The 24,945-nt window shown below is 41.0% G+C and carries 20 protein-coding genes and 1 pseudogene; 6 read left to right on the top strand and 15 right to left on the bottom strand.

Annotated elements, in window-relative coordinates; translation table 11 throughout:
• Nucleotides 1–195: 195 nt before the first annotated feature.
• From CAL6303_RS26075 to CAL6303_RS30550, 7 genes are all read right to left on the bottom strand, one after another.
• Nucleotides 196–2,331: a pentapeptide repeat-containing protein gene (locus CAL6303_RS26075; protein WP_015200836.1), complete on the bottom strand. Its 2,136-nt coding sequence runs from the start codon at nt 2,329–2,331 to the stop codon at nt 196–198.
• Between the two features lie 345 nt (nt 2,332–2,676).
• Entirely contained in the window at nt 2,677–3,588 is a 912-nt protein-coding gene (locus CAL6303_RS26070; RefSeq protein WP_015200835.1) for a histone deacetylase, read from the bottom strand.
• 493 nt (nt 3,589–4,081) lie between these two features.
• Nucleotides 4,082–4,750, bottom strand: coding sequence for an SRPBCC family protein (locus CAL6303_RS26065; protein WP_015200834.1), 669 nt, complete (start codon nt 4,748–4,750; stop codon nt 4,082–4,084).
• An 80-nt stretch (nt 4,751–4,830) separates the two neighbouring features.
• Entirely contained in the window at nt 4,831–5,163 is a 333-nt protein-coding gene (locus tag CAL6303_RS30935) for a hypothetical protein (protein WP_015200833.1), read from the bottom strand.
• Between the two features lie 33 nt (nt 5,164–5,196).
• Nucleotides 5,197–7,092 (bottom strand): peptidoglycan D,D-transpeptidase FtsI family protein, encoded by a 1,896-nt coding sequence (locus CAL6303_RS26055; RefSeq protein ID WP_015200832.1) that lies wholly within the window; start codon nt 7,090–7,092, stop codon nt 5,197–5,199.
• A gap of 344 nt (nt 7,093–7,436) precedes the next feature.
• The gene (locus CAL6303_RS26050; protein WP_015200831.1) at nt 7,437–8,075 is read right to left on the bottom strand and encodes a hypothetical protein; all 639 of its coding nucleotides are present in this window, start codon (nt 8,073–8,075) and stop codon (nt 7,437–7,439) included.
• Nucleotides 8,076–8,222: 147 nt separating this feature from the next.
• On the bottom strand, nt 8,223–8,609 hold the full coding sequence (locus CAL6303_RS30550) for a hypothetical protein (protein WP_015200830.1): 387 nt from the start codon (nt 8,607–8,609) through the stop codon (nt 8,223–8,225).
• 280 nt (nt 8,610–8,889) lie between these two features.
• On the opposite strand from CAL6303_RS30550, the gene CAL6303_RS26040 reads away from it, so the two are divergent.
• The 3 genes from CAL6303_RS26040 to CAL6303_RS26030 all read left to right on the top strand — a co-directional run bounded on the left by CAL6303_RS26040 (nt 8,890) and on the right by CAL6303_RS26030 (nt 12,810).
• A complete protein-coding gene (locus CAL6303_RS26040; RefSeq protein WP_015200829.1) occupies nt 8,890–9,213 on the top strand; it encodes a hypothetical protein in 324 nt (107 codons plus the stop codon).
• Between the two features lie 351 nt (nt 9,214–9,564).
• The gene (gene glgB / locus CAL6303_RS26035) at nt 9,565–11,859 is read left to right on the top strand and encodes a 1,4-alpha-glucan branching enzyme (RefSeq protein ID WP_041739990.1); all 2,295 of its coding nucleotides are present in this window, start codon (nt 9,565–9,567) and stop codon (nt 11,857–11,859) included.
• A gap of 285 nt (nt 11,860–12,144) precedes the next feature.
• Nucleotides 12,145–12,810: a hypothetical protein gene (locus tag CAL6303_RS26030; RefSeq protein WP_015200827.1), complete on the top strand. Its 666-nt coding sequence runs from the start codon at nt 12,145–12,147 to the stop codon at nt 12,808–12,810.
• Between the two features lie 28 nt (nt 12,811–12,838).
• Here the strand turns inward: CAL6303_RS26030 and CAL6303_RS26025 are convergent, their stop codons facing one another.
• A complete protein-coding gene (locus CAL6303_RS26025; RefSeq protein ID WP_015200826.1) occupies nt 12,839–15,751 on the bottom strand; it encodes a GAF domain-containing protein in 2,913 nt (970 codons plus the stop codon).
• Nucleotides 15,752–15,874: 123 nt separating this feature from the next.
• Between CAL6303_RS26025 and CAL6303_RS26020 the strand changes: the two genes are divergently transcribed.
• Nucleotides 15,875–17,008: a quinone-dependent dihydroorotate dehydrogenase gene (locus CAL6303_RS26020; RefSeq protein ID WP_015200825.1), complete on the top strand. Its 1,134-nt coding sequence runs from the start codon at nt 15,875–15,877 to the stop codon at nt 17,006–17,008.
• A gap of 96 nt (nt 17,009–17,104) precedes the next feature.
• Here the strand turns inward: CAL6303_RS26020 and CAL6303_RS26015 are convergent, their stop codons facing one another.
• The gene (locus tag CAL6303_RS26015) at nt 17,105–17,896 is read right to left on the bottom strand and encodes a hypothetical protein (protein ID WP_015200824.1); all 792 of its coding nucleotides are present in this window, start codon (nt 17,894–17,896) and stop codon (nt 17,105–17,107) included.
• A 224-nt stretch (nt 17,897–18,120) separates the two neighbouring features.
• On the opposite strand from CAL6303_RS26015, the gene CAL6303_RS26010 reads away from it, so the two are divergent.
• Entirely contained in the window at nt 18,121–18,516 is a 396-nt protein-coding gene (locus CAL6303_RS26010) for a hypothetical protein (protein WP_015200823.1), read from the top strand.
• Nucleotides 18,509–20,404 (top strand): caspase, EACC1-associated type, encoded by a 1,896-nt coding sequence (locus CAL6303_RS26005; protein ID WP_015200822.1) that lies wholly within the window; start codon nt 18,509–18,511, stop codon nt 20,402–20,404. The genes CAL6303_RS26010 and CAL6303_RS26005 overlap by 8 nt, the downstream gene beginning before the upstream one ends.
• 133 nt (nt 20,405–20,537) lie before the next feature.
• Here CAL6303_RS26005 and CAL6303_RS26000 read toward each other — a convergent pair whose 3' ends face one another.
• From CAL6303_RS26000 to CAL6303_RS25980, 6 genes and pseudogenes are all read right to left on the bottom strand, one after another.
• Nucleotides 20,538–21,350, bottom strand: a complete 813-nt coding sequence (locus tag CAL6303_RS26000) for a DUF4351 domain-containing protein (protein ID WP_015200821.1) — start codon at nt 21,348–21,350, stop codon at nt 20,538–20,540.
• A gap of 116 nt (nt 21,351–21,466) precedes the next feature.
• The gene (locus CAL6303_RS25995) at nt 21,467–22,645 is read right to left on the bottom strand and encodes an MFS transporter (protein ID WP_015200820.1); all 1,179 of its coding nucleotides are present in this window, start codon (nt 22,643–22,645) and stop codon (nt 21,467–21,469) included.
• 5 nt (nt 22,646–22,650) lie between these two features.
• The gene (locus CAL6303_RS31305) at nt 22,651–22,830 is read right to left on the bottom strand and encodes a hypothetical protein (protein ID WP_238993744.1); all 180 of its coding nucleotides are present in this window, start codon (nt 22,828–22,830) and stop codon (nt 22,651–22,653) included.
• On the bottom strand, nt 22,830–23,096 hold the full coding sequence (locus CAL6303_RS31300; protein ID WP_238993743.1) for a hypothetical protein: 267 nt from the start codon (nt 23,094–23,096) through the stop codon (nt 22,830–22,832). Before CAL6303_RS31300 ends, CAL6303_RS31305 begins: the two co-directional genes overlap by 1 nt.
• Entirely contained in the window at nt 23,093–23,377 is a 285-nt protein-coding gene (locus CAL6303_RS25985) for a hypothetical protein (protein ID WP_015200819.1), read from the bottom strand. Before CAL6303_RS25985 ends, CAL6303_RS31300 begins: the two co-directional genes overlap by 4 nt.
• A 56-nt stretch (nt 23,378–23,433) precedes the next feature.
• Nucleotides 23,434–24,936: pseudogene (locus CAL6303_RS25980) on the bottom strand (iron uptake porin).
• Nucleotides 24,937–24,945: the final 9 nt, after the last annotated feature.

The raw sequence follows: 24,945 nt of genomic DNA, 5'->3' as shown, positions 1-24,945 counted from the left end.
ATTAATTAATAAGGTTTTAGATATTAGGTTAGATATAGTTAGATTACAGTGCCTCCTAGACAAAGGGGAATATACCAGACGGAGACAAAAATTAATACAGGAGATTTCAAGTATTATAAAGCATACAAATAAAGCCCAAAACCTTGTAGAGACGCGATATATCGCGTCTCTCTTTGTATATATTCTAATAAAACATTACCCTAAACCCAAACAACCCGAAATCAACGGTAAAAGATTATTAACATCCTCAACCAACTTTGCTGCACCAGGTAAACCAGTGACTAAACCTTTGAGCATCGTAATCGCATCACCTGCTAAATCTTGCTTTTCTTCCTGTTGAGGATTTTGTGAGGCTTCCGCTAAAGCTTTAACTTGCTTGAGTGCCTTCTCTTTATTTTTCGCGGTTAAGTTATCATCCTCCTCAATTGCTGTTTGTAGCTGTTTTAATAACTCTTTAATTCCCGGTTTATCAGCTTGGGTTGCAGGTGGTAACTCATTAATAGCATTAGTCACGGTGCCACTAATATCAATCTCACCTAAATTCAAAGCTTGCCCACTGGCATTAAAATCTCTGCCGACGCTACCAATTTCAACTTTACGGCTGGAATCATTACTATTAGTCATATTTTTATTCTCCAATTTGCTTTCAACTTGAACATTTATAGATTTACTCGCCAACAAGCTGGTAATCTCTTTCATATCTGTATATTTTTGCCGATGTTCTTCTATTTGCTCATCTTTAGCTTGTAATAATGCTTTGTATTTTGCTTCTACTGCTTGCAGCGCTAGGGAATAATTTTGATTAAAATCGCTATGAATCTTTTCCTTATTGGCATCTGGGGGTACACTCACCTTGACAACAACCACCCCATCACCTTTATTTTCAATACTTTGAATAGCTAATTCACTATCTTCATTTTCCACTTGCACCTTTTGGAAAGCAGCTAAAAAAGCTTTCCAGTCAACACCATCACGGAAAATTAAATCAACAGTATTTAAAACCTCTTCAAATAGTTTGGTAAATTCTCCCGCTTTAAATTCTCCACTACTGGGACGGCGTTCGCGGTCATCAGTTTTCGGTTTGGGATATTCTAAAAGATAAACATATCGACAATCGACATCATCAAGCTTAGTTGTGCTTTCAATATTCCAAGCTTCCACACAAGCACCAGTCATTTGAGCGCTAGTGAAATCGGTGTCAATTGCCTGAGTTAAAGTTAGATTTGCTGACTCTAAACAGGCTCCTTGAAAAGTGGCGGCAATGATATCTGCTTGTTTTAGGTTAGCGTCTTTGAGGTTTGCGCCCATCAGATTTGCACCTCTGAGATTAGCACCAACGTATGATTGACCTCTACCATTACCGCTGACAAGTAAAGTCACAACATTGGTATCAACCAATATTGTGTCGTCCACTCTGGCAAAGTCAAGTTTTTTTGACTCATAAAACCGAGTGCGCGTCAGATTTGCTTTGCTCAAATCAGTGTTTTTCAGGGTGGCTTGAGTGAAATCAGCATCAGTTAAATCAGCACTATGAAAATTGGTGCCGCCTGTGCTAGCGAAAGCGATAGCAAAGGAGCGTATCCAAGCGTGTTTTGGATCTCCCTCTAAAGCACGCCACCCAACATAAGCACTAAGTAGTGAGAAGGCTTCGGCTAAGGCGATGGCGACGACGGCGGCAGACGTAGAGGCTGATGTGGCAGCGACAGCAGTAGCGACGGCAGAGGCTAATGCGATAGTGACAGCAACAGCGATGGCAGAGGCACAGGCTAAGGCTAAGGCGACCGCGACGGCAGAGGCTAAGACTCCGGTGATGGCGATGGCTCCGGTTGAGGTGATGGCGATGACGATGTTTCCGGTTGAGGCGATGGCGATGGCGATGCTTCCGGTTGAGGCGATGGCGATGGCGATGGCGATGGCTCCGGTTGAGGCTAAGGCGATGGCTCCCAAACCTGCTAATAAACCTTGACGGATAGTGATAATCCAAAAGATTGTTAGCACAATTAGCCAGGTAAGACCTGTGTAGAAATTGTAGAAACCGATTTCAGAAACAAATGATACAAAATAACCAGCATATCCTGAAAATATCCCTGACATTGCTGACATTAGCCATGAAACTAATACTAACCCAATCACCGAACGGCGTTGTAGTCCAGCTTTGGCGTGGCTAAAGTTTGCCCCTCGCAAAATGGCGTTAGTAAAATTCGCACCTCGTAAATTGACGTTAGTAAAATTCGCATCTCGAATATATGCATAGCTAAAGTTTGCCCCCGTCAGATCTTGACCTTTAAAGGAGCGACCTTGAAGATTTTTTCCAGAGAAGTCCTGGGGCATAACAGAGCAAGTAAAGGTTACTGTTCACACTGGATACAGATTTAATTTGCTATTTTCCGTATTTTTAAGCAAATTTACCCAATATTACACTATTTATGAGTATTAAAGCTATCTACAGAATAACCCCACCCTAACCCTCCCCGCTAGCGAGGCTACGGTGTACACACATCTCTGTACAAAATCAAAATCGTCGTAGATCCGCCTAAATCCCCCTTTTTAAGGGGGACTTTGAAAGACATTTGCCCCCTTTTTAAGGGGGTTGGGGGATCGAAAAGCTTGGGAGGCAACCCGAAAAGACTTGTGTGTACACCGTAGGCTAGCGGGGAGGGTTAGGGGGTGGGGTTCCTAAAGCTGTTGATAAACCTCACTCGCAGCCCGATGCAACAGAGAATGACGATACACCAAAGATTTCATGTCATCCGCATACCCCCCACCAATCACACAAGCAACAGGATAACCTTGACTCACACAGGTACTCAAAACTTGCATTTCCCGGCGAAATATACCACTATCAGTTAAAGCCAGTTTACCGAGTTTATCGCCAATATGGGGATCTACACCAGCATCATAAAGCACAATATCCGGCTTAACTTGAGATAGTAAATCTGGGAGATAACTAGCTAAAGTTTGCAAATAAGCATCATCTTCCATCCCCACAGGTAAAGGTACATCTAAATCGCTTTTTTGCTTAGTTCCGGGAAAATTAACTTCACAGTGCATCGAAAAGGTGAAAACACTGTCATCATCTTGGAAAATAAAGGCTGTACCATCACCTTGATGGACATCCAAATCTACAATCAAAATCCTTTTTGCTAGATGCTGTCTTTGTAAAACTCGACATGCGATCGCTAAATCGTTGAAAATACAAAAACCCGATCCATAATCTGGGAATGCATGATGTGTACCACCAGCAGTATTACAAGCTAAACCACATTCTAAAGCCTTTTGAGCAGTCAAAATTGTCCCACCAACCGCAGTGCAAGTCCGGTTCACAAGTCCCCGACTCCAAGGTAAACCAATTCTCCGCTGTGCTTTCTCATCTAGGGTTCCTTGACAATAAGCATTCACATATTCTGGTGTGTGAATCAACTCAATTAAATCTTGTTGCGGAATCGTCGGTTGATAAAATTGCTCAGACTTGGCAACACCATCTGCTAATAACAAATCATAGAGTAAGCTAAATTTTGCCATCGGGAAACGATGACCTTCTGGCAGTTCTGTCACATAATCAGGATGATAAATAATTGGTAAATCCATTTTCTGGTAAATTTATATCCCTAGGTTATGTGATATCTTATTACCCGTAGGGTGTGTGACACTTTGATAAATCATGTTGCGTAAATTAGGGTTTGTAGTGTCACGCACCAACCATCGATTTTGACAATATAGTAAGCTCTGCTGCTAGCAAATCCTATTTTTTATAAAAAATACCCTGAATTTAGGACTCGTATCAAAAAGATTATCTTCTGTTTAAATATGCCATCTCACTGATTTGTAACCCACATTCCGCATTTCAAGATGTAGTATTTTATGCTATATGATAACTCTCTGGTACGAGTAAATAAAAATACTCGCAAAATATCATATCAGAGCATTACCGAGAATTGTTGAGGAAATGCGGAAATTGTTCCGTTTCTGTAGCAATCAGGGGGGTAAAAAGCTGTACCCCAGGATAGCGATTGTGTTGAAAGGGGATTTCAACCCCGTCCAACACATACCCTGTTTGCTTTAAAAACAGTTTAAAGTCAGACTAACCTTGTTTTTCACCTGGTAAACTTACCGACTGATTGCGTCTACTCACTTCTTTTTTAGTGGCTTTCATTGTTTTATCTAAAGAGTTTTTAAAGACATCATAGAATATGCCTTTGGGGGTTCCAGATTTTGGTTTTACTTCCACAACTTGAGTAATTAAAACCTGATTACTTTTGGCTCCAGAATAGGGTGCAACTGGTTCAATTTTCCAATATCCCACCATACTTTCTATACCTTGTGAGTCTCCGCCAATTGTCTGAAAATCAATACGGCTTTTTGCCGTCTCAGTAATTGCTAAACGTACACGAGATTTAATTGTGGTGACAAATACTTGGCGTTTATCTATTTGTTCAACTATTTTTTTATTTCCGTTTGTAGATATTATCTGACTAGAAATCATGTTGGGCACAAACTTAGATAAATTTACATAATCAGTGAGAACATCCCAAGCTGTATTTGGTGAGGCTGTCACTAAAACTCTGGCAGTGTATTTCCCCTGTCCACCTGTGACGAGTGAATTACCATTTTTGAGGCTGACACGCTCAGATACTGGTAATTGATCTATGGGACTGTTAAATAGTTTGGCAGATGTCAAAGGAGAAAATGCGATCGCGTGAATTATGCAAATACTTCCTGCTACCAAACAAGCTCGTAAAACATGCAACATCAGAATAATTCTCTCCGCTGGTTATATAACACACTGGCTTTAACCAGATTATAGAATAGCTGGCTGTTAGCTGTTGGCTACTAGCTCAAACCTACATCTGAACTTGGAGTGTTCACCCACTCCCCTACTTCCCTTACTTCCCCTGCCTCCCTTACTTCCCCTGCTCCCCCTACTTCCCCTACTTCCCCTGCCTCCTCTGCCTCCCCTGCTCCCCCTACTTCCCCTACTTCCCCTGCCTCCTCTGCCTCCCCTGCTTCCCCTGCCTCCCCTGCCTCCCTTACTTCCCCTGCCTCCCCTGCCTCCCTTACTTCCCCTGCTCCCCCTACTTCCCCTACTTTCCCTGCCTCCTCTGCCTCCCTTACTTCCCCTGCCTCCCCTGCCTCCCCTGCCTCCCCTGCCTCCCCTGCCTCCACTGCTCCCCTACTCCCCTACTCCCCTACTCCCTGTCACCTCTGCCCACTAGGAGGAATTTGTTCAGTTGTAATTAATGCTTCCATCACCGATTTAGCGATTGGTGCAGCAACTGTCCCACCATAGGAGTTTTCACCTTTGGGTTCATCGACGATAGCTAAAACCACGTAGCGGGGGGATTCCACAGGAAGTATACCGACAAAGCTGGTGATACGAGCGCCTTTGATATAGACTCCACCGCTGGCTTTTTGAGCGGTACCTGTTTTCCCCGCAATGCGATATCCGGGAATTTGTGCGGCTTTCCCAGTACCATCTGCTGCAACTACAGTTTCCATCATCTCCACAACCCTTTGGGTAGTTAAGGGGGAAAAAATCTGTCTAGCTTGGGAACGATTGGGAGAGTAGTGCATTTGTCCATTGCTATCTACCAAACCTTTGACTACATGAGGTGTCACTAGTTTGCCTCCATTTGCTAAGGATCCCATCATCTGTACTAGTTGCAGAGGTGTAAGGGAAAAACCCTGTCCAAAGGAAGTTGTTGCAGGTTCCACTGGTGTGGAGATAAATTCGTCTTGGGATTTAAGTTGACTAGCAACAGCAAAAGGTAAATCGGTTTCTAATTTTTGTCCCAATCCCAAACGTTCTAACCAACCATAATAAACATTGGGTCGCATCCTTTGACTAATTTGCACCATGCCAATATTGCTAGAATATTGTAAGATTTGGGCAATATTAATCCTTCCGTAACGCTTATTTTCCGAGTTATTGATTGTGCGATCGCTAATCTTGATCACACCTGAATCATTAAAGACATCATCGGGTTTAATGGCTCCTGTTTCCAATGCGATCGCTACATTCAACGGTTTGAATGTTGAACCTGGTTCGTATAAATCAGCCACAGTCCAATTTTTAAACAGTGAAATATCAGATTTTGAATAACTATTAGAGTTGTAAGTCGGTTGGGAAACCACAGCTAGCAAAGAGCCATCATAGGCATCCATCACAATTACTGCACCACGTTTGGCACCATAACGACGGATTTGCCGTTTTAACTCATATCTTGCCGCTCTTTGCAAGCGATTATCAATAGTTAATAATAATTGAAAATCATCATGATTAATAAATCCATCTGGAGCATGGTTAGACATCATTGCCCCTTTGCCAGTGCGACTCATTCGCATCCCTTGCATGACCCGTTCCAATAGCTTCTCCTGGCTATATTCCACCCCTGCTTGACCTCGACGGTCAACATTTACATAACCTACCACTTCCGAGGCTAAATCTTGTTGTGGATAAAACCGAGAATATTTTTTTGTTGCTTCTATACCATTCAAACCCAATCCGAGAATTCTATCCGCAGTTTCTTCCGCTAAATTTTTGCTCAGGACAATTCCACTTTTCTTGGCATTGAATTTCTCTTCCAATTCCCCAGCATCTTGATCCAAAATTGTCCCCAACAACTGAGCCATCTCTGAGTTAGACTTATCAAACTGTTTTGGATGCACAGACAAAGTATAAGCCGGACGATCAACAGCCAACACCTCCCGATTACGATCAACAACCAAACGGCGAGGAGTCTGAGGACGTAAATTCACCATCTGCTGATTACGCGCTCTTTGTGTTAACTTTTGTCCATCCAGGATTTGTAATCTATAAAGATTAACACCCAAACCGATTCCAGCAAAAATTAACAAAACCCAAACAGTCAACAGACGCGACTTCAGCTTTGGTGATTCCTTTAAAGCAGTATTTGAAGATTTTAGCGCCACGTCTTTAGATTCCCGCGTCGCTATTTTGGCAGAAGAATTTAGCGAACTCTTTGAAGTAGCTCCATCATTAGATTGTCGCATCTTCCCCCAAGAATTACCACGGGAACGTCGTTTTGGTTTCAATAAGTTTGTCAGACTAAACTTGCGTAAGAATTTTTGCATTGCGCTGAGTGCTAAATCGTGGGTGCTGTTTTATTTTGTTGAAAGTTTATTTAAGAGGGTGTTTATTAATAAAATATTAAGTAGGGTGTGTTACGGCTTAATAACTACTTCGGGTTGTCCATCGAATTTTTTGAGCCGTAACGCACCGATTATTTGGTGCATTACGCTTGAAGCTTTTCTTGGATGCCGCAAGGAACCCTACGCACCCTACGCTTTAATAATTATTTTATAAACAGGCTCTAAGCAGAACAAGTGTTAGTGAACATTAAACTATATACTACCTGGTTGGAACCTGACCAATTATTCCTTGATGCTGGAAACCCCCTGCCCATCTGCATTTTCAGTTAATATCCAGGTGAGGTCGAATTTGGAGACTGGACTTGTGGATCAGGTGGCAAATTTTGGGGTAACTGATTTTGATTCCCCGGTGTGGGAGTAAGAAAAATTGTTCTTTGGGGAGTTATTGAGGTTAGCCCGTTATTATTTTTTTCAGCATCAGCAGCCATTTTACTTTTAAGAACACCATTAGTAACTGTCAATTGCCGTTCTTGACGCTGGAGATTTTGCAATTTCTGATAAGACTGACTCCACAACTGTTGAGAGTAGACAGACCAACCATAAACTAAGAGTGTGGCAGCAACGCAAATAAATGTCACAATTGAAGTATTACGTTGACAAACAGACAAACGAAGCAGCCACAATGGCATAGCTTCAGAACCAGGCATCACAGAAATATCAGTTGCCGAATCTTTTTTTGAGCCAGTTGGAATCGCTGAGTTACGTTTCTTTCGAGGTTGGCTGAGTTCTGCCTTATTCTGAGAAGCTGTTTCAGACCTTGTTAGTGAAGTTGATGCTAGGGTTTTTTTGCCTACAGATGTAGAAGAAGTTGCTAAAGCGTTCTGAACCAGTTCACGACGTTGACGGCGTTTGCGAGGGAACCAACCACCAGTTGTCGAAGCATCGGATTTACGAATATTAGTCATAGCTGAGTAATTGCGATCGCATTTTCTAATGGATGTATAAGATATCTGATATCTGCCACAGTTTTTGGTATGATAACCTAGTTAAATACTTGTATCCACTGTAATAGTTATAATTAGGCTGCCACACAAAATAGCTATGTCATCCATCTACATGGGAACATAAAAGTAGCTATAGCAAACAATGCATTCCATAAGTCGAAATAATATATCAACGTCATTACGATCTAAAATTGAAAAAAAATTTAAAAAAATCAACAAATAGGGTATCTTATTGAACAGGCTAAAATTTGTATTTGCCGCAATTGGTGAAAGAGGAGTTATGAAAATTAAAGTTCTTGGTACTGTACTATTATTAGGCTTGGCTACCACCTTGGGAGCATGTGAAAACGCTAGTGAGACCCCCTCTGGCACCTCAACCTCAACCTCAACCACAACATCAGCCCCAGAGCCCACTGAAACAAGCACTTCTGGAGCTACACCTACTTCGGTTTCAACAACTAAATCGAGTACAACTACGACTACAACTAAAGCCACACCTACCAAATCACCTTAATTTACTCTCTGAGAAATCAGTATCTGAGTGAATAGATAGTGCAGATTAGTCAAAATCCCTATTAGTGTGCTGACTGAACTAACGTTCAAATTTGCCTACAGTAGCCCGATTTAGTCTTGAATAGCACTATAAAGCTAAGGTAAATGACTAACAATTAGTCATTGCTCTGTGTAGTTTGTTCTTGAGTACAAGTTAAAGCCTGGTAGTGATTACGCAACTTACCAGGTTTTTAACTTTCTGGGGAAAGGAACGAAATAAGAAATGAGATTCCATAAGTACCTATTTTTAGGCTTGGTCAATGTCATCACAGTAATTTCACTAGAATTGCTGATTCATGCTAGTAAACCAGTATTATCACTTCCACCACCTGAAGATATACCCGAAGAGATCCTCAGAACAGAGATGATCACAGCAGCGCGATCGCCTATCGACGGCAAGCCCCTAACCGCTGCCAAATATGCCGAACTTCAAGCTAATCTCCAAATTGCCCCCCCTCCCAAACTGGATCCCAAAATTCGGGAAAATATATTTTTACTACGTTTACGAAAAGGGTTAATTCAAATTTTCCCCTTCTTCAATTTTTAGGCTTTTCATTCAGGTGTCCGGCAGGATATCCCCTAAACAGCGAGCTTGAGACTAACGATACTGCATGAATAAAGTCAATGCCAGAGCCAGGGGAGCTTTCTAGCAAGGGGTAGAGGATTGGACGGACGAGGCTTGATACCCATGTTCCGCTCCCTGCCCCCTGCTCCCTGCTCCCCCTGCTCCCTGCTCCCTGCTCCCTGCTCCCTGCCCCTTAGAAAGGTTTTCCCAATCCCTTTGTGCTCTTAGTAACTTAGATAGCGACAAAATTGCAAATAAGTGTAAAGAATATATATAGATATAACAAAGTAGATTAACCGAACAAATTTACCCTACGTAGGTAGCTGCATGTCTATGACCACAATTGCACCAGAACAGGTTAACCGCATCATCTGGAACCAACATCACGACCCTTTTGAAATTCTAGGTTCTCACTTAGTAGAGCAAAATGGCAAAAATGTCTGGGCTGTGCGAGCTTATCTACCAAATGCCACCGAAGTTTGGGTCGTTTTGCCCGAAGAACGAAAAGAATACCCCATGCAGACGGTTCATGACCCTCACTTTTTTGAATGCATCATTGAAAACCCAAAATTAACAAACTATCAACTACGGATCAAAGAAGGCGATCACGAGCTTGTTGTCTATGATCCATATTCCTTCCGTTCGCCCAACTTAACAGAATTCGATTTACACTTATTTTCTGAAGGTAATCACCATCGGATCTATGAAAAGCTGGGGGCACACCTCAGCGAAGTCGATGGTGTTAAAGGCGTGTATTTTGCCGTGTGGGCACCCAGCGCTCGGAATATCTCAGTTCTAGGGGATTTCAACCTTTGGGACGGACGCAAGCATCAAATGCGCCGAGGTTCTACAGGTGTTTGGGAACTCTTCATCCCCGAACTTACCGTTGGAACACACTACAAATACGAAATTAAGAATAACGAAGGACATATTTACGAAAAAACCGATCCCCACGGCTTTCAACAAGAACCTCGCCCCAAAACCGCATCAATCGTCACGGATCTCAACACCTACAAGTGGAATGATGCCAACTGGATGGAAAAACGCCGTCACACCGAACCTCTCAACCAACCAATTTCGGTGTATGAGGTACATATCGGTTCTTGGTTACATGCTGCCAGTAGTGAGCCTGCTAAACTCCCCAACGGCGAATTATCCCCAGTGGTTACAGTGTCAGAACTTAACCCCGGTGCGCGCTTTCTTACGTACCGCGAACTAGCTGAAAGATTAATTCCCTACGTCAAAGAGTTAGGATACACCCACATAGAACTTCTACCCATCTCCGAACACCCATTTGATGGTTCCTGGGGTTATCAAGTCAGCGGGTATTATGCCCCCACTTCCCGATTCGGTACCCCTGAAGATTTTATGTATTTTGTGGATCAATGTCATTCCAATGATATTGGTGTAATTATCGATTGGGTTCCCGGTCATTTTCCCAAGGATGGGCATGGTTTAGCATTTTTTGATGGAACACACCTTTATGAACATGCAGACCCCCGCAAAGGTGAACACAAAGAATGGGGTACATTAGTATTTAACTATTCTCGCAACGAAGTTAGGAATTTCCTCGTTGCTAATGCTTTATTTTGGCTAGATAAGTACCACATTGATGGGATTCGTGTTGATGCTGTGGCATCGATGCTATACCTTGATTACTGCCGTAAAGATGGCGAATGGGTAACTAATCAGTATGGTGGTAGAGAAAATATTGAAGCTGCCGATTTCCTCCGTCAAACAAACCACCTGATTTTTAGTTACTTTCCTGGTGCAATTTCCGTTGCCGAAGAATCTACATCTTGGCCCATGGTATCTTGGCCCACATACGTTGGTGGTTTAGGTTTCAATTTAAAATGGAACATGGGTTGGATGCACGATATGTTGGATTATTTCAGCATGGATCCCTGGTTCCGTCAGTTCCACCAAAATAATATTACCTTTAGCATGTGGTATCACCACAGCGAGAACTTCATGCTGGCGCTTTCCCACGATGAGGTGGTACATGGAAAGAGTAATATCATCGGTAAAATGCCGGGGGATAGGTGGCAAAAGTTCGCCAATACTCGCTGCTTATTTAGCTACATGTTTGCTCACCCTGGCAAAAAAACCATGTTTATGAGTATGGAATTTGGGCAGTGGAGTGAGTGGAATGTTTGGAGTGATTTAGATTGGAAGCTATTGCAGTATGAAGCTCATCAGCAATTAAAGCAGTTTTTCCAAGATTTAAATCATCTCTATCGCTCTGAACCAGCCTTATATTCCCAGGATTTTGCTGAGGAAGGGTTTGAGTGGATTGATTGTACTGACAATCGCCATAGTGTTGCTTCTTTTATTCGTCGTGACAAAGATAGTAATGATTTTGTGATTACCGTTTGCAATTTCACCCCTCAACCCCACTCCCATTACCGGATTGGTGTTCCGGAAATGGGTTTTTACACAGAGTTATTTAATAGTGATGCTCGCAAATATGGCGGCAGTAACATGGGTAACTTAGGCGGGAAGTGGACTGATAACTGGTCGATGCATAATCGTGAGTATTCTATAGATCTGTGCTTGCCGCCTCTAGGTGTACTGATTTTGAAATTGGATAAAAAGAAGACAACAGCAGCGCTGAAGCAAGAGTCATAAGTAATAGGCTACAGGCGGAAATGGTTTACTTTTTCCTGTAGCCTATTCTTAATCTTTATTGGAAAGTATTTCTTAGTAATTTTTTACGACAAGCGATCGCAACAGTCAACAGAAGTCGAAAAAGCGGCAGATACTTAGCAATTCCCTTACTACTAGCCGTCAGAATTCAAACATTTGACCAGCTTCGACGGCAAATTTTATTGTGTGAAACCCTGTACTAGGTGTAACTTATAACCACGACAAGTGGTAAATTTATCTAGTCTAATTACAGCACATCAAATCATTATGTTTAGAGAAGAAGCTATGTGGTTGGCAGAGGTTATTTATTCTCTCCAGCCAAACAGTGTATTCCCCATGCTTAATATTGGTAGTTCAAACTACAAGTTTAGAAAATCAGAACAGCCCTGGATTGATGAGCTATTATTCAAACCAGCCAGACAAAAAGGATACTCTGTAATTCATGTTGATATGAAGCCGGATATAGGAGTTGATTTAGTTGGGGATTTATGCGATACATTTTTTTTACAGGAACTTGCAGAACTCAATATTAGATCTGTGTTGTGTTCTAACCTGTTGGAACACGTTACAAACAGAGAGGAAATATGCAAAATTCTTAGTTCGATTATTCCTGACAATGGTTATATTTTCGTCACGGTTCCTTATCAATATCCCTATCACCGCGATCCTATAGATACAATGTTCCGACCTAATGTCAAGGAATTAAGTAATCTTTTTCCAAGTTTAAAAATCGTCAATGGAGAAATTGTTGCAGGAGGTTATTTACTTGAGTCAACTAATATTGCACCTAAAATATACTTATTGATCATGTTAATGAGAATTCTTTTACCGATGTATCAACCTTTTAAATGGTTTGATTCTCTTCGATATACATTATGGCTTTTTCGGGATATTTCTGTTAGTTGTGTTTTGCTAGAAAAAGTTGGCGAATAAGTGATTAGTTAAATAATTTACTGTTTATCTAATAAGTTAAGTTGCTAGTTCCTAAAGGTAATAATAGACGACTTACAATGCGACCATCTGGTAGTTGGTAAAAATTGAGTTCTCCTGCTTGTTGTTTGATTAGGTTTTGACAAACTGAGAGATTTATACCTGGGGGTTGATCTAGGCTAGAAACAGCCAGTAAGTCCTTGGGTATATGCTCGTAGAGTTCTGTTAGCAATTTTAAATCTATATTGCCATTATCAGTAATTGATAATTCAAGCGAAGCTTGGGCGACGGAAGTCGTTCGCTCATCTAAACGACGACACCAAATATCTACTCTTCCATGTCTAACTGAACGCTGACAAGCTGAAATTAATAGTTCATTGATTACTAGTTCAATTTTACTAAAATCTCCGGCAACAGTTAAAGCAGTTTGAGATAATAGGGAATCAGCTTGATCAATATTGTAATCTTCGGAGGTTTGCCCCAAACCATGTATTCCCACCCATAGTTTATGTTGTTTAATTAGAGCATCAACTCGTTCAAGCGATCGCTTCAGAATACCAGCAATTGGAGTTTGCTCATGATTTATTTGTAACTGCCATTGCTCTTGGGTAAATACTTCTGCAACTGACTGATTATTTTGTACCAGTTGGCGAATTAATTGCTGGTAGCGCATTTGCGATAAATCGTTACTGGGAATCCCAATATCAGTAATTTGGTTCAGCAAAGCTGTGTTGATACGTTGGTTTTCTTCCCAGCGTCTATGTTTATACCAGTTTAATTGGCGTAGTTGTTGACGGTTGGCTAATAGTAATTGAGTGACTTGTTTTTGACGACGTGACCAGGCTAACTGACAAATCAGGGTTTCTGCGGCAATTAGGCTTTGTTCTGACCAGTTGCGCTGTAAATGGTCGGCGATTATTACTAATCCTGTAGGTTCGTAATTAGGGTCGGTGCGTAGTACCATCACCAAAATTTGACCAAATTCAACTCCGTGTAACCATTTTTTAGTTTCTTCCGGGATATCACTGAATTCAAATTTGGAAATCCTGGTTGTATCTAATGTCCACTGAATTAAAGCTTCGGTTTTAATTGCTATTTTTGCCTCAAGATCAAAGGCGAATTTATTGTTATCAATAACACCGGGAATGATTTTGGCATATTCTTCACCAGGCATCCAAGACAACAAAACAACAAAGGGACTGTCTAAAAGTGAGGCAATTTGTTTTAATGAAATAACTTCTAACTGCTGATTTTTGGCTAAGTCAGATGAAGTGTCCAGAAAATCAGTTTCCGCAATCTGTGCTTGTTCTAAAATCCTTAAAGAATTTTGGAAAGTTTGCATAATTTCTTGCTGTTGCGCGTTGTCAGCGTGGAGTTCCCACTGACGGGTAATTACTCCAACTTGTTGAGCGACAATTTGTGTAAGTTTTTTCTCTTCTGTAGTCCAGGCGCGATCGCTGTCTGAGATAATCACTACTAATGAGTTTGGTGCTACACCAGGAACACAGTTACAAACCATGAGCGATCGCACTTTGGCTGTAGACAAGGATAATCGCCAGTTAAAGAAGCGTAAATCTTCATTAATATTTTCGATGGCAACGGCTTCTTTGGTATGTTGCATTAATAGTAAATCAACTTCCCGTAGCTCTTCTAACTCCATGGAAAGGGAACGACGGTTAGGAATTTGGTATTGACGTAAAAGTTGATACTTGTTTTCCTCTGGACTTCGATGCAGTAGAAGAAAACGTGTTGCCCGCAATCTTGATAGCATTTTTGTGCCACAATCGCGCAAAACTTCCTCAAAATTGCTATTACCATAAATGCCTTGTGCCACTTGGCTAGTTAATTCCGAATCAGCGCGGATTTGTTGTACTGTCGCATCCATTTCGGCTGTTGGTGCCACCAACGAAATCAAACCTGCTACAGCTTGAATAAATCTTTTATCTGTATCTTGCCAAATCCTGGCTTCACTGGCTTCCACAGCGATAAAACCAAGGAGATCCTTTTGCCAGATAATGGGGGCAGCCATGAGCGAAGCTTGCGCGACGCTAGTGGTTTGCACTTTCAATTTTTCCAACAATTGGGCAGTAAATTGACTTTTGAGAGAACTTTGTCCATTGCCAATGGCAACCACCTCATTCACCGACAAGGAGTAATAAAAATCGCTCAAATCCTCAACAGAAAGCTGATTTGGACTATTTTCATGATTTTTGCCCTTTCTTTGACTACTAAATCTTCGCCAAAAGTATCTTCCTTCCCGCTCAAACCAGTAAATATGTGTATGGGAAGGCTTAATAAAATCATGTGCCACCTTCACAACTGACTCTAAGCGTTGTTCTAGACTATTTGCCGACTGCAATTGTCCCAATAATTGCAATATTGGCTCCTCCATCCTTTTAGTCTGCTTTTGTTGATTACACAACTCATACTGGTGGAGGGTTCCTGCCATCTCGCCCAAAATCATCGTCAGTCTGGCTTTAGCATCGCTTGGCAGCAAATAACCCCAACGGGTAGAACCCAACATCAACAAGCCGAGACAGCGGTCTTTGTAGCGAATTGGTAAAATAATTGTTCCCTGAATTTGCAGCTTTTTGGCTACTTCCTGCCATCCCTCTATTCGAGTTTCGATCTGTAAATCTGCAACACCAACGGGAATCTGTTCAATCACAACTTGTTCTAACAAGTCTCCAGGACTCAAAACCAGTTTTTGCCGGAGATAAGAGCTATCTCTTCCAGAAGGTAAACCCCCCTTACCAGTTAAAATATGGCTGAGGGGATCATAGAGTGCTACCCAAATTAACTTATAGTCAAATTGGTCTTTAATATAAGTAATAATCGTCTCAATCAGAGCGTCAACATTATCCTCTTCCCGAAGACTCTGAAGCACCCGTCCTAAGGAAACAATATTTTGCTCGGTGGCTATCGGTTTCTGTTGCTGCCCCATTTGGCGATCGCCTAATTTATTGATTAAATATAATTTGCTTCTATAATCTAAGATGCCCAAATTATTCGTCTAAGTTAAATAGCAAAGATTGTAATTCAACTCACTACTCAACACTCACTACCCTTGGATATTTATCAAACCGCTATCCGCCCCCTTCTATTTGATTTAATTAAAGCTGATCCGGAATCTTTACATACCTCAACAATTCGGAGTTTGAGTTGGTTGGGAGATACGATTCACCATCCAGGAAACCACTGGATTAATCAAAGTCTCCAAAAATCGCTGTGTTTTAAAGATCAACGTTTGCAGCAAAATTTATTTAATTCACATTTTCCTAACCCTGTGGGTTTAGCTGCGGGATTCGATAAAGATGGTATTGCCGCGCCCGTTTGGGGCAGTTTGGGTTTTGGCTTTGCCGAACTGGGAACCGTCACATTTCATCCCCAACCGGGCAACCCATCACCACGATTATTCCGCTTACCCTTAGATTCGGCTGCTTTGAATAGAATGGGGTTTAATAATTTAGGTGCCGAAACCATGGCAGCGAGGCTAACAGAATTACGGCAAAATTTGGATTTACCCATACCTATTGGTATCAACCTGGGAAAATCTAAAATTACACCCCTGGAAGCCGCTGCTGAAGACTACTGGAACAGCTTCCGACTACTGAAAGATTGTGGAGAATACTTTGTTGTGAACGTATCTTCGCCCAATACACCCGGACTGCGATCGCTTCAAGATTCCGCGTCCCTTGGTTTAATCTTGGCAGCATTACAACAGGAAAACACATCACAAAAACCAATATTTGTCAAGATAGCCCCCGATTTAGAATGGGAGGCAATATCCGAAATTATCAACTTAGCCACTAATTACAACTTAGCGGGAATAATCGCCACAAACACGACGATTCGCCGCGACAACCTAATCACTCAAACCATTGCCAAAACTGGAAAACCACCCCAAGAAGAAGCCGGAGGAATCAGCGGAGCGCCAGTACGCGATCGCTCCACCGAAATCATCCGCTATATTCATCAACAAACACAACGAAAAATCCCCATCATTGGGGTTGGTGGCATCTTCACCCCAGAACATGCCTGGGAAAAAATTACCGCCGGAGCTAGCTTAGTCCAAATTTATACAGGATGGCTCTATGAAGGACCTTGGATGATTCGTCACATCCTCCAAGGCTTGGTAACTAAGCTAGAAACTCAAGGATTAACATCTATTTCCCAAGCCATTGGAATTGGAAATAGTTGAGGGCTGTTAGCATTTAGCTCTTAGCTTTTAGCTAATAACTAACCGCCCAAAGTCTATTAAAACTAGATCAATCTAAAAATAGTTAACAGTGACCAGTTAACTGTTTACTGATTCCGACTCCTCAACCGGGAAAAATTCCCTCGTTTTGCGATCATACCTCCAAGAAACACCATCCGGGTCGCGGTTTTTACTCCACTCCGGAAAATCCGCATCATCCCGTCGCTTAAACACGGTACTGGAATATACATTCAATCGCTTTGCTAACTCCGATTGAATCAACGAACCAAACACCAACTGCTCTGCTAATGTCGATTCTGAATGATGCATCGGTAGTAATGTTTCACCCTCTTCGGTGGTATCAACAACTTCTACAGAATCATCTTCAACATCCGTCACCAACTCTGGTTTTGCCTCTACAACCTTAGTTGTTTTTGCGGGTGGAGTTAGTAACGGCATCCTACTTTTAACACTCGCAGCAGGCAATTCCAACTGTGGTTCACTACTATCCAAAATCCCACCCAAAATAGTGGCATTCATAAAATAGTAGGTTTGATTACCATCATTCGTAGTCCGAATATTGGCACCAAATTCATTCGCTTTCGTATTGAGATAGTACTTTGCCCTATCTCCGGAGAAATTACCGACAGCCGCCAAATCCATTGGCGTTATACTACCCTGGTTTTTCTGAATTAGCTGATGGAAAGTTGGGTTAACTCCTAAACACCACTGCCGCCATTGGTAGCGTTGCCAAAAATTAAACCCTAGTATCAGCAAAAACACACCTAGCCAAACGCGCCAGGTAGAAGCCAGGAAAATAGCCAGAAACGAAACAGGCAAAATCAGCAGCAGGAATGCTTTGCCGTTGCCTTCGATAGTTTTTTCACTCATGCCGACTATTACCCAGTGATTGTGGTGGGAAATATTGGGAAATCATATCATCTTGGCAAAAAGTCAGGCAAAAATTTGTATCGTTTGTAAATTTGCCGAAACATTTCTTGGCAAAAGTCATTTTTGCCAAGCTTCCCATGAAGACTATCTTTTTCCTGACCGGAATTGTAGAATTTTAATGTGTATATTATAACTGCGTATATTACGGAACGTTGGAGTGGACGATGACAGGCGAACCCACGATTAAATTTACCTTTGCCATTGATGATCCAGAGTTGGATGATGAGAGACGGCAAAAAATGGCAACTAAGCTGCTGCGGGAAATTCGGGAACTGGATGAGGTGGAAAAAGCCGATCGTGCCGAAGATTTGAACCCAGAAGCAGGAAGCAAGCCAGGATTTGCGACTTTAATCGGAGTGCTGACGGCTGAGGTAAGTATAAAAAATATCAAAGGGTTTTTAAGCTTTTTGGGCGATCGCTTGGGTGACAAACCGATGAAAATTAGTGTCAAACTTGGCGATAAAGAAGTCAACATCGAAGCTAAAAGCCGACAAGAACTACTAGAAGCTGAAAGAATAGCCAAAGACCTATTAGCAGCAATGGGTGGCGGTAATGGCTAAGATAGCGCTGCTGATTGGAGTCAGTGAGTACGGTGAAGGTATTCCTCCCCTGTCATCTGCACTCAATGATGTGGAAGCTATGGAACGAGTTTTGCAAAACCCCAACCTGGGAGGTTTTGAGCAGGTTAAACGACTGCTGAATCCCGATGCGATCGCTATGCGACAGGCAATTCAAAAGCTGTTTAAAGGAGCTTCTAAAGATGATTTAGTATTATTCTTTTTCTCTGGTCATGGTATTACTAATGATCAAGAGCATCTATATTTAGCTACTAAAAATACAGCTAAAGACGATTTTGAAGCTACTGCTGTAGACGCAAGTTTTATTCAAGGACAATCAAATAATTGCTATGCTAAACGGCAAGTTTTGATTTTGGATACTTGCTACAGTGGTTCGTTCCGTCAAGGTTGGCGGACAAAAAGTGTCGGTGTCGATATCAAAAAGCAGCTAGGCGCGGAGGGGCGAGTTGTTCTCACATCTTCAAGTGCAACTCAAACGTCATTTGAACAAGAAGGTTCAACACTTTCCCTCTACACTCAGTATTTAGTTGAGGGAATTGAGACAGGTGCAGCAGACACAGACAACGATGGTAATATTCATACACAGGAACTACACGCTTACGCTAAGGCAAAAGTTCAAGCTGTAAAGCCTAAGATGATGCCAGAGATTATTCTGGATAAAGAAGGGTTTAATATTTTACTAGCCAATGCGCCAAAGAATCCAGAGGCAGAGTATCGCAAGCTGGTTGAACAATATGCCCAAAATGGTGAACTTAGTAAACTTTCCTACTTAATTTTAAAACCCAAACGGAAAATGCTTGGAATTCCAGATGAAAAAGCTGGACAAATCGAAAGTGAAGTCTTAGAACCTTTACGCAGACGGTTTTTAAACTTGGAAACCTACAAACAAACTTTTTTGGAGATAGTTGAGCAAAAATATCCACTCGATGAACATACTCTTAAGATGCTAAAAGATTATCAACAGGATGTTTTAGGTCTTACGGATGAAGATGTCGCATCAATTGAGTTAGAAGTTACATCTGGTAAACAAGCAGAATATCGAAAACAGCTTCAGATACAAAAACAACAAGAAAAAGAAGAATATGAAAATAGCCTGCGGTATTATGAGCAGGAATTGACAAAAGCAATTAAAGCAAAGTATCCATTGGATGAATATGTCCGCAATGGGGTAAAACATTTTCAACAATCATTAGGACTGAAGGATGAAGATGTAGAGAGAATTGAAGCATTAATTTTAACAGCAAAACAAGCAGAGTACCAGAAACAACAAGAAGAACGACAATATACTCAAACAACCACGACAAAAGCAAATCAGGAGAATGATGATGTCAGTTATGAGAAGGGTATAAACTATGCACAGTTGTGTGATTTACTCAAAGCTGGAGAGTGGAAAAAAGCAGATCGAGAAACTCTAGTCGTGATGCTCAAAGTCGTTGGAAGAGAAAAAGAAGACTGGCTTGATTTTGGGTCTATCAACAACTTTCCTATCGCTGAATTACGCACTATTGACGGACTATGGGTGAAATACAGTCATGGACGCTTTGGTTTTAGTGTGCAAAAGCGCATTTGGGAAAGTGTAGATCAAGACTACACTAAGTTTGGCGATCGGGTTGGTTGGCGGACGTATAAATCACCTATAGGGAAGAGTATAGTAGAATTTTCAGAAGACATTAATAAAAAGTTCGGATTAAAAGAACAAAACCTAAACAATGTATTTGCAAAATGGCTCAACTACACAGACCTGACTTTTGAAATTAATGCCCCCGAAGGACACCTTCCTGGAACAGTAGGTTTAGGGGAGGGAAAGTACCATGACTTTGGTGGAGGTTGGGCGTGTGTACCAGCTATTTTTGATCGTCTAGACTTGTAAAGCTGAATTGTTAGGATCGCATTGATTAGTGCGATCACATCGATTCGTAGATATGGGTGAAGACGCATAAGCATCTGTAAATTTAATGAATAATCTTCAATGCGTCGTAACCCAACATTTTCCCTACGATTACTTAAATGCTCGTATTTTGCTCAAGCCAAGCAACTAAATCAGATAAAGCTGAAAAATCTAGTAACGCTTCTGCCAAAGTATCTAGTTTTTCAATAGGTAACAGTTTAATCTGATCAATTAATGACAAATCTATTTCACCAAAACGTCGATTAAGCTGACGTATGATTGTACGTTCCTCACCTTTCTGCAAAATATCCTGATAAATAACCGATTCTTGCATAATATCCTCACTTAATAACTGACGAATCAAACCCTTCTCAAACCGCAAACCTGCTAAAATCTCAATATATGCTGCCGTATTTTGCCTTGTCTCCCTATCTGAAATTTTAGCGACTTCCTGAGCAACCTGCGATAATAAATCTCGTGGAGAATCAGTTCGACACAAAGGTGCTAACGGTAACAATGCCGAATTACTCAAAAATAAGCTGGAATCTTGCTCCCACATTCTTACTGCACGATAGCGATGTCTAGTTGTATCATCCACATATTCTTCAGTAAAAGCAATTTCATCATCCGTCTGCTGCAAAAATATTACAACCTGTACAACTGGACACTTGTATTGACGTTTTAACCTCACAGAATAATCCAGCATTCGGAAAGGAATCGCTGGATTTGACTGTGTTAAAGTCTGAAATTCAATATGCAAAATCTGATTAGCGGTTTGTAGAAAAGTCACAGAATCTGCACGAATTGGTTCTAAACTTAACTCAGTTTTTAATACCTTAACATTGGTAGATTCTTCAGCAATTAACCACCTAACAAAATCTGCTGGATATTTTTCTGCCAGCACTTTACAGACATTATCAAAACTCACAATAATAACCCAATTAATATGATGATTATATTATTAAGTGGGGATAAATCGATTTGTAGGTATGGGTGGAGATGCACAAGCTGTCTGCGAAATATGTCGTAAATACGTTTGGGAAATTAACGCCATTTCCACAAAGTAACTAACGCGATCGCAGCCAAAACTAACATAAATCCTCCTGCAGATGCGTAGGTGGTGGCTAAACCCAATCTGCTACTTATAGGTTGACTCAATAACGGTGAGAGAAACTGTCCTAAAAATAGTGATGTTGTCACCCCGCTTAAAATTTTCCCTCGCATTGCATCAGGTGTAACGGAAGTCAAGCAAAAATTCATATTTGGCATTAATAAGCCTAAACCAGAACCTGCCACAGCTAACCCTAACAATACTACTGGATAGGCTGTTCCCAAACTAATGAAGCAGTAACCAATCCCCATATTTAGGAAAGCAATGCCGTAAATAGCGGTAAAGCTGAGTTTTGCCTTGATTTGTCTGTATAACAAAGAAGCCATAGCAGAGAACAAAGTTGCGAGTGCGATCGCAAGTCCACTTTGAGACGCACCAGCACTGAATAGTTGTTTCAGATAAAAAGGTAGTTGGACGGGAATTAAATAAAATACAATCTGGGTTAATATACCAATTCCATAAGTGATAATTACTAAGTTCACGGGCAAACTCTGGGGAGTCTCTGAAACTATTCCTTGATTTGGGTTTATTGCTTGGTTGCGTTCTGGTTCTGTCAGGAAAAATACCGCACAGGGAACCAGCAGCAACGAAAATGAGTAAATACCGAAGGGATAACGCCAATTGATATCAGCAATAAAACCACCAAAGGAGAGGAAAAACACACCTCCCAAACCCATAAATGCGGCTTGTAATCCTAAAAATTGCGCCCTTACTGCCCCAATGTAGTAATCTGCAATTAGGGTTGTAGCGGTGGTCATAATTCCAGCTACACTAATTCCCAGTAATGCCCTACCAACTAAAATGAAGTTCAAACTATTGAGAACTAAACCGGAACTTCCGGCAATTCCGTAGATAATTAAAGCGATAATTAATAAGGGTTTACGTCCAAGTTTATCAATAATAATCCCAACTAATGGCGCACCTAATGCAATAAATAATGCAGGTAAAGTTAGGGCTAATCTGACTAAATAATCTGCATTAGGAACGTTACTAAAATGTTCCCGCATCGCGGGTAAGGATGGGGCGATGGTCGCACCTGACATGACTGTGAGGGTGCTAATTACTAATAGGGTGACTTTAGTAAAAATTGAGTTGGGATTGGATTTAAGCATTAATTTTAGATGGTAGAAATATCCCGTGGTTCGATTACTGTAATCTCTGTAAAGCGTTTGAAATCATCGGTGTTAAAAGTCAGTAGATGGGTAATTTGATGAGCAATCATCGCCGCCACTAATCGCGTATCATGTACTTGTTTACCTTTTACTTGATATTTGACAACAAGTTGCTCCCAGATCATCAAGATTTCTCGGTATCAAGTTGGAGCCGAAATAGCTGTTTCATCTGGGATAATTCTTGAGATGCTAGTTCAATCGACAAACCTAATCCATTAACATTTATGGGTCTTGTTGCAACTGCCCAAAATTCAACCAGATTTTGTGGCACAATCATTAAGACTTCACCTTGCGCTCGCAAGCTTGAGTAAGCATTACGAGTGTATTGCTGGAAAGGGCTAGTGTTTTGAGCTAAACGCAGCAGAAAATTGGTATCTACCAAATAGTTCATAGCTGGCTATCTTCCCGTTCCTGATAAATACTTTCGCGGCTAATTGCTTCATCTGACAAAGGTGGTACATTTGCCAAAGCTGGATTGTTGCAAAATTGTTCTAGCAAATTCACCCAATCCTCAGTAGTTTCCGTTTTGGGAATACGATGTTGTCCATCAATTTGCAAAAAATTATTTTCGATTAATGATTGTAGGTATTGCTCTACTGATATTCCTTGTGCCGAAGCTTGAGCAATTAATCTAGCTTCTGTTTCTGGTTTGAGGTCAAGTCTAATGGTCATGTAATTTTCCTTTGCGAATACATTTTGATTTTAAATGAATCACTGGTCAACCTAATTTAAAATGAAAATACTGTCCGCAATGTCCCACTAATAATCCTGCCGTTATCAGCTTGATTGCTGGGATTTGTGACAATTTGGAGTAATGGAGTGACGCGAATATTGTCATTCACGGGTAAGTTATAAAAAATTTCATAATTAGTTTGCGTGCTATTTCCCACCGCACTTTCTATAAATGGTTGACCAATTGCAACTCCCAAAATACTTCCTTTAACAAACAAATCTTGTAAGCTAAATCCTGTCATCCAATAATGAGGATGAATGTCACCTAAACTAGTATTTGGATAACTGGCATAACCGTAGCGACCAAATACACCAATTTGTAAATTCAAAGCATAGTCAAAATTGACACCAACTCCTTGAAAGGTGCTTCCAAATATTTTTCCGCCACTATATTGCAAACGCATATTCACAGCTTTGCTAGGGGAATATTCTAACTCTGCAAAACCTTGATAAGGATCTCCAAATAAATCCCCATCTGCACCACCTCCAGCATTCGGAAATAGTCGAATATCTTGAGAACCTCCACCACCAATTAAGCGTTGATTATCGGGTAGTTGATTGGTTGCATCTCCAGCTATATATGCGGCTCGTAGTTTAATTGAACTGCCTTTGGGATGCCAGTCTATTACAGCACCTCCACCTCCGGCTCTCGGTAATAAAATAAAGTTGTTCGCAAAAGCTTGGGTAGAAAAATCCCTAAAACTAACATTAGCATAGCGATTTTTGTCAACAAAATCTGGCGCAACTAATGCAGGTCCAATCGTGACTTTTAAATCTGGATTTGGGGCAAAGGTGTAATATAAACGAGCTAGACTAATTTGATTATTTCGTCCTTGAACTGAATAATCTAAAACACTACCAAAATTTGGTTCGAGAAAGCCTGTAGCACTATCATTTGCCCCATCACTTCCAGTAACTAAGCGAATTTTGAGTAAGTCTGAACCTTTAAAGCTACTATTAAAATCCAAACTTGTGCGGTAAATAAAAGTTGAATTGGGGTGATTTTGACTAATTACTGCACCTCTAGGAGCAATGATTTTGTCTCCAGCAAATTCACCCGAATTTACAGCCATTATCACCTGTCCCGTTAATTTGGTAGTGGTGGAAAACTGATTTGCTGCAATTTCTGCGTTGCGGGTTTCTAATACATCAATTCTGGTGCGTAATGTGGCTAATTAATCGGCAAATTCGGTTTGCAAACGTTGTAATGTAGTTAAATCTTCCTGTGAAACTAAATTTTCTTGACCTGTACTAATTAATTCATTAATCCTACTTAAAGCAGCATTTAAACCTGCTGCAAACTCATAGCGAGTAATAGGATTTTTTCCTCGAAAAGTTCCATCAGAATATCCAGCAATTACACCGTATCTTTCCACCAAAGATTGTAATGCTTGAAATGCCCAGTCGGTGGGTTGAATATCTTTTAACTGACTGACGGAAGTAACTGGATTAAATTCATTGTTGGTATCTGCAAGTGATGGATTAACTGTGAAACCCATCACTATACT

Source organism: Calothrix sp. PCC 6303 (assembly GCF_000317435.1).
Classification (GTDB): Bacteria; Cyanobacteriota; Cyanobacteriia; order Cyanobacteriales; family Nostocaceae; genus PCC-6303.
This window is presented reverse-complemented; position numbering and strand designations above follow the sequence as displayed.